This window comes from Paenibacillus sp. J45TS6 (genome assembly GCF_018403285.1).
Taxonomy (GTDB): domain Bacteria; phylum Bacillota; class Bacilli; order Paenibacillales; family Paenibacillaceae; genus Paenibacillus.
Genome location: NZ_BOSJ01000025.1, coordinates 42198 through 50946, shown reverse-complemented (window position 1 = coordinate 50946; position 8749 = coordinate 42198). Strand labels below are relative to the sequence as shown.

At 42.2% G+C, this 8749-nt stretch carries 9 protein-coding genes, 1 rRNA gene and 1 other RNA gene; all 11 read right to left on the bottom strand.

Annotated features, from left to right (window positions below):
- Positions 1-64 (bottom strand): 16S ribosomal RNA (locus KJS58_RS22900); the annotation flags it as partial.
- Between the two features lie 327 nt (positions 65-391).
- The gene (locus KJS58_RS22895) at positions 392-664 is read right to left on the bottom strand and encodes a pro-sigmaK processing inhibitor BofA family protein (RefSeq protein WP_213535829.1); all 273 of its coding nucleotides are present in this window, start codon (positions 662-664) and stop codon (positions 392-394) included.
- Positions 661-972, bottom strand: a complete 312-nt coding sequence (locus KJS58_RS22890; protein WP_213535828.1) for a DUF2508 family protein — start codon at positions 970-972, stop codon at positions 661-663. The genes KJS58_RS22895 and KJS58_RS22890 overlap by 4 nt, the downstream gene beginning before the upstream one ends.
- Before the next feature lie 225 nt (positions 973-1197).
- Positions 1198-1797 carry a recombination mediator RecR gene (recR, locus tag KJS58_RS22885; RefSeq protein ID WP_213535826.1) on the bottom strand — a complete coding sequence of 200 codons (600 nt, stop codon included), beginning with the start codon at positions 1795-1797 and terminating at the stop codon, positions 1198-1200.
- Positions 1798-1827: 30 nt separating this feature from the next.
- Positions 1828-2139, bottom strand: a complete 312-nt coding sequence (locus KJS58_RS22880; RefSeq protein WP_160034347.1) for a YbaB/EbfC family nucleoid-associated protein — start codon at positions 2137-2139, stop codon at positions 1828-1830.
- Between the two features lie 41 nt (positions 2140-2180).
- Complete coding sequence (gene dnaX, locus KJS58_RS22875; RefSeq protein ID WP_213535824.1) at positions 2181-3914, bottom strand: DNA polymerase III subunit gamma/tau; 1734 nt, start codon at positions 3912-3914, stop codon at positions 2181-2183.
- 206 nt (positions 3915-4120) lie between these two features.
- Positions 4121-4388, bottom strand: an RNA gene (gene ffs, locus KJS58_RS22870) — signal recognition particle sRNA large type.
- 122 nt (positions 4389-4510) lie between these two features.
- Positions 4511-4708, bottom strand: a complete 198-nt coding sequence (rpmE, locus tag KJS58_RS22865; protein ID WP_160034343.1) for a 50S ribosomal protein L31 — start codon at positions 4706-4708, stop codon at positions 4511-4513.
- A 107-nt stretch (positions 4709-4815) separates the two neighbouring features.
- Positions 4816-6132, bottom strand: coding sequence for a transcription termination factor Rho (gene rho / locus KJS58_RS22860; RefSeq protein ID WP_213535822.1), 1317 nt, complete (start codon positions 6130-6132; stop codon positions 4816-4818).
- Positions 6133-6405: 273 nt separating this feature from the next.
- Positions 6406-7659 (bottom strand): UDP-N-acetylglucosamine 1-carboxyvinyltransferase, encoded by a 1254-nt coding sequence (locus KJS58_RS22855; protein WP_213535820.1) that lies wholly within the window; start codon positions 7657-7659, stop codon positions 6406-6408.
- A gap of 170 nt (positions 7660-7829) precedes the next feature.
- Positions 7830-8684, bottom strand: coding sequence for a class II fructose-1,6-bisphosphate aldolase (gene fba / locus KJS58_RS22850; protein WP_213535818.1), 855 nt, complete (start codon positions 8682-8684; stop codon positions 7830-7832).
- Positions 8685-8749: the final 65 nt, after the last annotated feature.

The window sequence follows — 8749 nt, the reverse complement described above, 5'->3', positions numbered from 1 at the left end:
CGACTTGCATGTATTAGGCACGCCGCCAGCGTTCGTCCTGAGCCAGGATCAAACTCTCCAATAAAGTTATTGAAAAGAGCGATAAGCTCATTTAGAAAATGCTGACGAGAACTTAACGTTCTCTATTTCATTTGTTATGACCAACAAATGAAATTTGTATTAATTCACTCACGAGTTTTACTTACGTAAAACTCCTCGTTGTTCAGTTTTCAAAGATCAAGTTTTTTTCGTGAATCGCTTTGTTTCAGCGACCTTTATAATATACCATGTTGGCTACCTTCATGTCAAGAGTTTTTTTAATTTTCTTTTTTGCTGATCTCTCAGCTTCAGTTCTAATTAAATTCTCTTTTTTAGGGCCGAGATATAATTTATCATATAGTTAGTACTAAAGTCAACTACTAAATAAAGAATATTTTAAACCTAATAAAAGTCCCACTCCAGGCAGTCCTAATACGGTCACCGTCCCTATGGTTGTAGGGTTTATGGGTATATACATATCTCCGGTTAAACCAGAATAGTTAATTACATAAATCCCAAGAGAGGCAAGAACTAAATGAAGGCCAAATGAGGAGATCCAGCCCAGCCCAATTTTCTTTCTAAATACAATAATCAGTATCAGCAGTAAGGAAACCGATAAAACTCCCCAAAGAATTACATCCCTCAATGTGAACCCTCCACTCTTTTAGCAAGGTTATTATAAGGAGTATCATTCACACAATCTTGAGTCGACCCTACAACTCCATAGTTCTTAGCTCTTCTAAGATGCATTTGATATCTACGCTCTGCAGCCTCAAGAATAAAAATGGCATAATCAATTTGATCTTGCTCTACCGCTTCTTCAAACATACAATGCGCCGCTTTCCACTCTTCATGCGATTTTTTAATGTCTTCGAAAATCTCCTTTTGTATCTCTACCCTTTCATTTAACAAGTTCCCGCTTTTAAATCTCATAGACTTTATCCAACTAACCATAATGACCCCTCCCGCTCTTGTCCTTATATCATTCTTGAAGCAAGAATGATTGAAATGAAACAGATACACAGTGACTGATCCATGAATGCTCGTCCTTCTCAACAAAGCAATCATGTAAAAAGCTAACGTTATTCCATTCATATCGCAGGAGAGATCACCTTAGAACCAAAAAAGCTCCCCAATGGGGAGCTTTTTTATAATTCATCATATTAAGTTCACGGTACACTAATGCAACTGGCGCCGTCCTTCAAGCGCCTTCGACAAAGTCACTTCATCTGCATACTCCAAATCGCCGCCCACAGGAAGTCCGTGAGCAATCCGGCTCACCACAATTTCAAAAGGCTTAACCAGCCTTGAGATATACATCGCTGTAGCCTCTCCCTCAATATTAGGATTGGTTGCAAGTATCAATTCTTTGACCCGCTCATCACTCAGTCTCATAAGCAGTTCTTTAAGTTTGATATCGTCGGGACCGATTCCCTCCATAGGAGATATCGCTCCTTGAAGTACATGATAGTAACCATCGAATTCTTTTGTCCGTTCCATAGCCACCAGGTCTTTCGAGTCCTGAACTACACAAATGACAGAAGGGTCGCGGGATTTATCTTGGCATATTCGGCAAGGATCTGTATCTGTAATGTTACAGCATACCGAACAGTAATGAAGATTTCTCTTCACACTAACCAGCGCCTTAGCAAAATCGATCACATCGTCTTCATTCATCTTCAGTACATGAAAAGCCAGGCGTGCCGCCGTTTTGGGGCCAATGCCAGGTAGACGAGTAAACGCATCTATAAGTTTCGCGATCGGTTCAGGATAATACAAAATTACATTCTCCTTCTAGATCAATTCAATTTAGAACAAACCAGGGATTTTCATGCCGTTTGTGAATTTACCCATATCTTGGTTAGCCAACTCATCAGCTTTAGTCATTGCATCATTTACTGCAGCCATAACCAGGTCTTGCAGCATTTCTACGTCTTCTGGATCTACAGCTTCTGGTTTAATTGTGATGGAAGTCAGTTTTTTATGACCATTAACTTCTGCAGTTACTACACCGCCGCCAGAGGTACCCACTACTGTTTTTGTTCCAAGCTCTTCTTGAGCTTTCAGCATTTGTTCCTGCATCTTCTTCACTTGCTTCATCATCTGGTTCATGTTATTCATCGTTCATCATCTCCTAATTGGGTTATATTTGATTTAGAGTTTCATTCTTTAATGATAACCAATTTCTCACCAAAAAGCTCAAGTGCCTCGTCAATCCAAGGCTCCTTTTTTCCATCTACCTGTTCCATTTCAAGCGTGAACTCTTCTTCCTTTTTCGGATCAGAGGAACCTTCAATCGCGGCGAGCCAATCTTTTTGCAGCATAGTAACAAGCCGAAGCGGTCTTCCAACCACCTGCTCAAGAACACTCTCAATCACTTGTTTGTTTGCTGGTTTCTCTGTCGTTTCACGGTGAATGTTGTTCTTAAAAGCAACAAGAACTGCATCATTTAGAACAGATACAGGTTCTCCATCCACAAACCAGGCGTGGACGGTCACTTTTTCCTCTTTCACACGCTGGAGGATTTGACTCCATTTTTTGCTGATATCAGTGAATTCTGCACTGTCCTTCTCAGCAATATATTGATCCATATGAGGCGGTATTTTGGCTACCCCTGAGGATCTTGAAGGTGTAGGACGATTCGATCGCGCCGGAGCTGCTGAATTTTGATTCGCAGTCGCTACACCGCCATTCTTCAATGCTTTCTCAAGTTTCTGCTCAAGTTCTGCAATTTGTCGTTTCATTGCAGTTAACTCAGAAGAACTTACCGCAGCGCCCCCTCCTGCCTCAGAAGCAGACTCACCTGCACCCTTAGGAAGACTGCACAATTTTAGAAGTGCTACTTCAAACAACGTCTGCGGCTGTGCCGCATATTTCATTTCACTTTGATAACGATTCAGTGTATCAATAATATAAAAAAGTTGTTCCCTCGAAAATGCCTCTGCCATTCCTTTAAAAGAGGATGGGTCAAGTACACGATCCGTCATATGTTCCGCATTAGGAACCATTTTGATCAGGAGAAGATCTCGGAAATAATAAAGAAGGTTCTCCATACTCTTATCTGCACTTTTTCCTTCTTGCATGAACTGCTCTACCGTCTGCAGCACCTCACCCACTTCTCCCTTTAGAAGAAACTGAGCAAGTTTACCAAACTGTTCTGCTGGCAAGCCGCCGGTCATATCCAGCGTTTGACTATAAGTCACTTGTCCTCCTGTAAAGGAAGATACCTGATCAAGAATACTCAGCGCATCCCGCATACCTCCGTCCGAAAGACGGGCAATATACTGAAGCGCCTCTTCCTCAGCAGTAATCTCCTCTTCTTTACAGATTAAAGCAAGACGCTCAGTCTGTTCCTCCAGCGAAACTCGGCGAAAATCAAACCGCTGACAGCGAGAGATAATCGTTGCAGGAAGTCTATGAGGCTCTGTTGTTGCTAAAATAAACATCACGTGCGGCGGCGGTTCTTCAAGCGTTTTAAGAAGTGCATTAAATGCTTCTGTCGTCAGCATGTGTACCTCATCAATGATGTACACTTTATGACGAACCTCCGTTGGAGCATACTTTACTTTTTCGCGAAGATCACGAATTTCTTCAACCCCTCGGTTAGAGGCCGCGTCAATCTCTTGAACATCCATCACTGCTCCAGATGTAATTCGAAGGCACGCTTCACATTCATTGCACGGCTCAGTGCTTGGGCCACGTTCACAGTTAACAGCTTTGGCCAAAATTTTGGCCGCACTTGTCTTCCCTGTTCCTCGTGGACCACTGAATAAATACGCATGCGAAATCCGCTGTTCACGAATGGCATTCTGTAAGGTCTGAATAATATGCTGTTGTCCAACCATGTCTTGAAACGACTGAGGCCGCCAAGCACGGTACAACGCAATATGTTCCACTGTGCTTTACCCTCTTTCCACATGTCTCGTGACCTTTTGTCGTGGCTTCATTATACTATATTCCCTGCTCAATCAAAACTTTAAAAGCAGCTACGTATAAAATAGCCTTTCATTTTGCCCTATAAAAACAAAAAAATCCTTGCAAATATATGCAAAGATGTCCGTTTTCTATATAACATATTCTTTAGTTGATTTAAAAAATAGAACCGTGCACCTGTTATCGATAATTGCGATCCAAGCGGCACCCCTGCATAACAACTCGGGTTAGGCACCCCTCCGGCACAAGAGTGGTCTTGCTTATGGCTGCTTCCTTCCGGACCTGACCAAGTTCACAAGTACTCATTGCGGAGGACCCAGCCGTCAACATTGCATGCAGAGACCAAACCTCACATCGACAAAACCTCTAACAGGAATTCAACCTCGCTACAGCGGATTGCGAGTTACAGGGCACCGCTACCTCCCCATCTAGCACGGTGAAAACAATTATATCGCATGACAGGCAAAATTGCAACCGATTATGACCCATCCATTATTTACTTATCTCCAAAAAAAAACAAAAATGAGGCAAGCGTAGAAACGCAAGCCTCATATCAAAATTAGATACCGTATTTTTTCTTAAATCTATCAACACGACCACCAGCATCCAGGAATTTCTGTTTACCAGTGAAGAACGGGTGACATGCGGAGCAAACCTCTACACGCAGTGATTCTTTAACAGAACCCGTTTCAAATGTGTTACCACAAGCGCAAGTAGCTGTAGTTATGTGATATTTTGGTTGAATCGCTTCATTCATGACTTTCACCTCTTCTTGCCCTGAACCTCATGCGGATCCAGAGTTATTAAGAACACAAAGTAAATTATAGCATGTACATTTTACAAATGCAATCCCTTAGCCCAGATTTACGTGGTCGCCGAAGCTGTCGTTGTCCGGTTCGATCGGCGTGTTGCACCGCTTCCTGTATTCGTATTTTGACCCGCTGTATCAAGCGAAGCCAGGAATTCTGTATTCGTCTTGGTATTACGCAGCTTTTTAAGGAAACCTTCCACAAAGTCATGACTTTCATTCATATTTTTACGTACAGCCCAGATCGCATCGAGTTCTTCTTTGCTAAGGAGAACTTCTTCCCGGCGTGTACCAGAACGACGAATATCGATGGCTGGGAAAATACGACGCTCCGCAAGTTTGCGATCCAAGTGAAGTTCCATATTGCCCGTACCCTTGAACTCTTCATAAATAATATCATCCATCCGGGAGCCCGTATCAATCAGAGCTGTAGCCAAAATAGTTAAACTTCCACCCTCTTCTACGTTACGAGCCGAACCGAAGAACCGTTTAGGACGATGGAATGCAGCCGGATCAATACCGCCGCTGAGTGTTCGTCCAGAAGGAGGAATGACCAGGTTGTATGCACGCGCAAGACGGGTGATGCTATCTAAAAGAATTACGACATCTTTTTTAGCTTCTACTAAACGTAAAGCACGCTCAAGTACAAGTTCAGCTACTTTAATATGATTTTCCGGGAGTTCATCAAAAGTGGATGCTACCACTTCCCCTTTTACAGAACGCTGCATATCCGTTACTTCTTCAGGACGTTCATCAATCAGTAGTACAAATAATTCGATTTCCGGATTGTTGGTTGAAATACTGTTTGCAATCTCTTTCAGAAGAAGCGTTTTTCCCGCTTTGGGTGGAGCAACGATAAGACCGCGCTGTCCCAATCCTACGGGAGCAAGCACATCCATAATTCGGGTAGATAAATTCGTCGGGGATGTTTCAAGCGTTAGCTTTTTCTGTGGATATAGAGGAGTTAAGGCTGGAAAATGGAGTCTTTCTGCGGCAAGATCAGGACTTTGACCATTAACAGCATTGACTTGCAATAGCCCAAAATATCGCTCATTCTCTTTAGGAGTTCGACATTTACCTGATACAAGATCTCCTGTCCTTAAATCAAATTTACGAATTTGTGAAGCAGAAATATAAATATCTTCTTTACTTGGCAAATAGTTTATCGGGCGAAGAAAACCATAACCTTCAGGCAAAATTTCTAGAACACCCTCCATAAACATAAGTCCGCTTTGTTCTGCTTGTGCACGAAGAATAGCGAAAACGAGTTCCTTCTTCTTGAGCTGCCCATAATAAGGGATCTGGTACTTTTTTGCTAACTTGTACAAATCGGTTAGCTTCATTACCTCCAGATCAGAAATTTGTAGATCCATAAAATAACCACCTATTCAATTATTAAGTCCGTTGTAAGGAGAACAGCTGACGGTGCAGCCTTTTATTATAAGCTCATGAATTGCATTCAGATGCTCTTACTCTCCATTGTACGGAAAATACCCTGTATATTGCAAATGATATGTTCCGCGCTTTCATACATCGTAATAAACAAATCTATTAAATTAGGTTTACCCATTTTCACAAGGGATATTCAACCGAAGATATACTTCTTACATAAGTTTTATACCCCTTATGAAAATAAGGATCACTTCTTAATCATTCTGTCGCCAAACGTCAGCACCGAGCTCTCTCAAGTTGGTAACCAGATGATCATAACCCCGATCGATAAACTCTACTCCGGTAACTTCTGTTATTCCTTCACTTACAGTCAGTCCAGCAATAACTAACGCAGCACCGGCACGTAAATCTGTTGCTTTTACTTTCGCCGCATTAAGTGGATGTCCTTCTATTATTGCAGAGCGTCCCTCGACTCGTATCTTTGCACCCATTCGGGCTAGTTCAGGAACATGTTTAAAACGGTTGCTATAAACAAAGTCGCTCAGCACACTGACTCCATCTGCCTGCGTCAGTAAACTCGTCATTGGTGATTGCAAGTCGGTTGCGAAGCCCGGATAAACAAGCGCCTTAACGTCAATGCTCTCATATTTTTCTTTTCCAATAACTCGAATGCTCTCGTCAAGTTCCTCAATCTCAACACCCATCTCAATCAGCTTCGCTGTTAATGCTTCCAGATGTTTAGGAATGACATTGTCAATAAGAACATTTCCACGTGTCGCTGCTGCCGCGATCATATAGGTTCCAGCTTGTATACGGTCAGGGATAATAGAGTGACGGCAGCCTCGAAGTTCCGACTTGCCTTCAATCCGAATCGTCTCTGTACCCGCTCCCTTAATCGAAGCACCCATAGAATTTAAAAGCGTTGCTACATCTATAATCTCAGGCTCTTTAGCCGCATTTTCGATAATTGTAGAGCCTTTGGCACGAGTGGCCGCAAGCATAATATTAATAGTTGCTCCTACACTAACAACGTCCAAATAGATCTTAGCGCCTTTTAATTCCTTGGCATGAAGATGGATGGCTCCATGCTCATTAGTAACCGTAGCGCCCAGAGCTTCAAATCCTTTGATATGTTGGTCAATTGGCCGAGGCTCAAAGTTACATCCTCCAGGAAGTCCAATAACCGCTTCCTTAAAACGACCAAGCATCGCTCCCATCATATAGTAGGAAGCACGAAGTTTCTTAACGGGACCATTAGGCATCGGCAGCGAGATAATGTGTGTAGGATCAATTCTCATCTGGTTGCCTTCCCATGAAACATTTGCACCAAGTTCTTCAAGAATTTCGGAATAAACGGCAACATCACTGAGTAAAGGTAAATTATCAAGTATAACTTCTGATTCGGCTAAAATCGCCGCCGGAATCAGTGCAATCGCACTGTTTTTAGCACCGCTGATCGTAACGGTGCCTTGTAGTGGACGTCCACCACTAATCATTAATTTTTCCATAAGGTAAAGGGTCCCCCTAGAAATCACTTCTAGCCGAAAAAATAGTTCTAATTGGCAAAGTTAGTATAACATATCCTTATCACGAATTAAAAATTGTATTAAAAATGGAAACACACCGACTAAGCGGTGTGTTTCCATTAATAGCTATATTATTAATTTAAAGAGCAATCTTATGCTTTGTTGTTGGATCCAAACTCGCGCATTTTTCCAATAACAGTTTCTTTGATTGCTTCACGTCCTGGTTGAATGAACGTACGAGGATCGTAAGCATCTGGTTTAGCAGCAAGAACTTCGCGAACAACTTTAGCAAATGCGATTTGGTTCTCCGTGTTTACATTGATTTTGGATGTTCCCAAAGAGATCGCTTTTTTGATGTCATGCTCAGGAATACCTGTACCACCATGAAGAACAAGTGGAGTGTGAACTGCGTTGCAAATTTCTTCCATTTCTTTAAATCCAAGGTTTGGTTCGCCTTTGTAAGGACCGTGTACAGAACCAAGAGCTGGAGCAAGTGTATCGATACCTGTTTCGTTAACGATGCGCAGGCAATCGTCAAGTTTCGCGTACATTACTTCACCAACAACATCATCCTCTTGTCCACCAACGATACCAACTTCTGCTTCAACAGAAACACCTTTGGAGTGAGCATATTCAACCACTTGTTTTGTGATTTGAACGTTCTCGTCGATTGGATGGTGAGATCCGTCGATCATAACGGAAGTGAAACCAGCGTCAATCGCTTCTTTACATTTATCAAAGCTGGAACCATGGTCCAGGTGAATAGCTACAGGCACGGAAATTTTCATATCGTGCATAAGACCTTCCACCATTTTTACAACGGTATAGAAACCGCCCATGTGACGAGCTGCACCTTCAGAAACACCCAGAATTACTGGAGATTTTTCTTGTTCAGCTGCACCCAAGATTGCTTGAGTCCACTCAAGGTTGTTGATGTTAAATTGTCCAACTGCATATTTACCTTCAAGTGCTTTGTTCAACATGTCTGTCATAGATACTAATGGCATGGTTTAAATCCTCCTAAAATGATTGTTTGTCTATGGTTTAAAGCCGACTTCACATACGAGACTTA

Excerpts from the sequence above, each read along its gene's own strand:
- KJS58_RS22890 (WP_213535828.1), bottom strand. The coding sequence starts at position 972 with ATGGTTAGTTGGATAAAGTCTATGAGATTTAAAAGCGGGAACTTGTTA.
- KJS58_RS22880 (WP_160034347.1), bottom strand. The coding sequence starts at position 2,139 with ATGAATAACATGAACCAGATGATGAAGCAAGTGAAGAAGATGCAGGAA.
- rpmE (WP_160034343.1), bottom strand. The coding sequence starts at position 4,708 with ATGAATGAAGCGATTCAACCAAAATATCACATAACTACAGCTACTTGC.
- rho (WP_213535822.1), bottom strand. The coding sequence starts at position 6,132 with ATGGATCTACAAATTTCTGATCTGGAGGTAATGAAGCTAACCGATTTG.
- KJS58_RS22855 (WP_213535820.1), bottom strand. The coding sequence starts at position 7,659 with ATGGAAAAATTAATGATTAGTGGTGGACGTCCACTACAAGGCACCGTT.
- fba (WP_213535818.1), bottom strand. The coding sequence starts at position 8,684 with ATGCCATTAGTATCTATGACAGACATGTTGAACAAAGCACTTGAAGGT.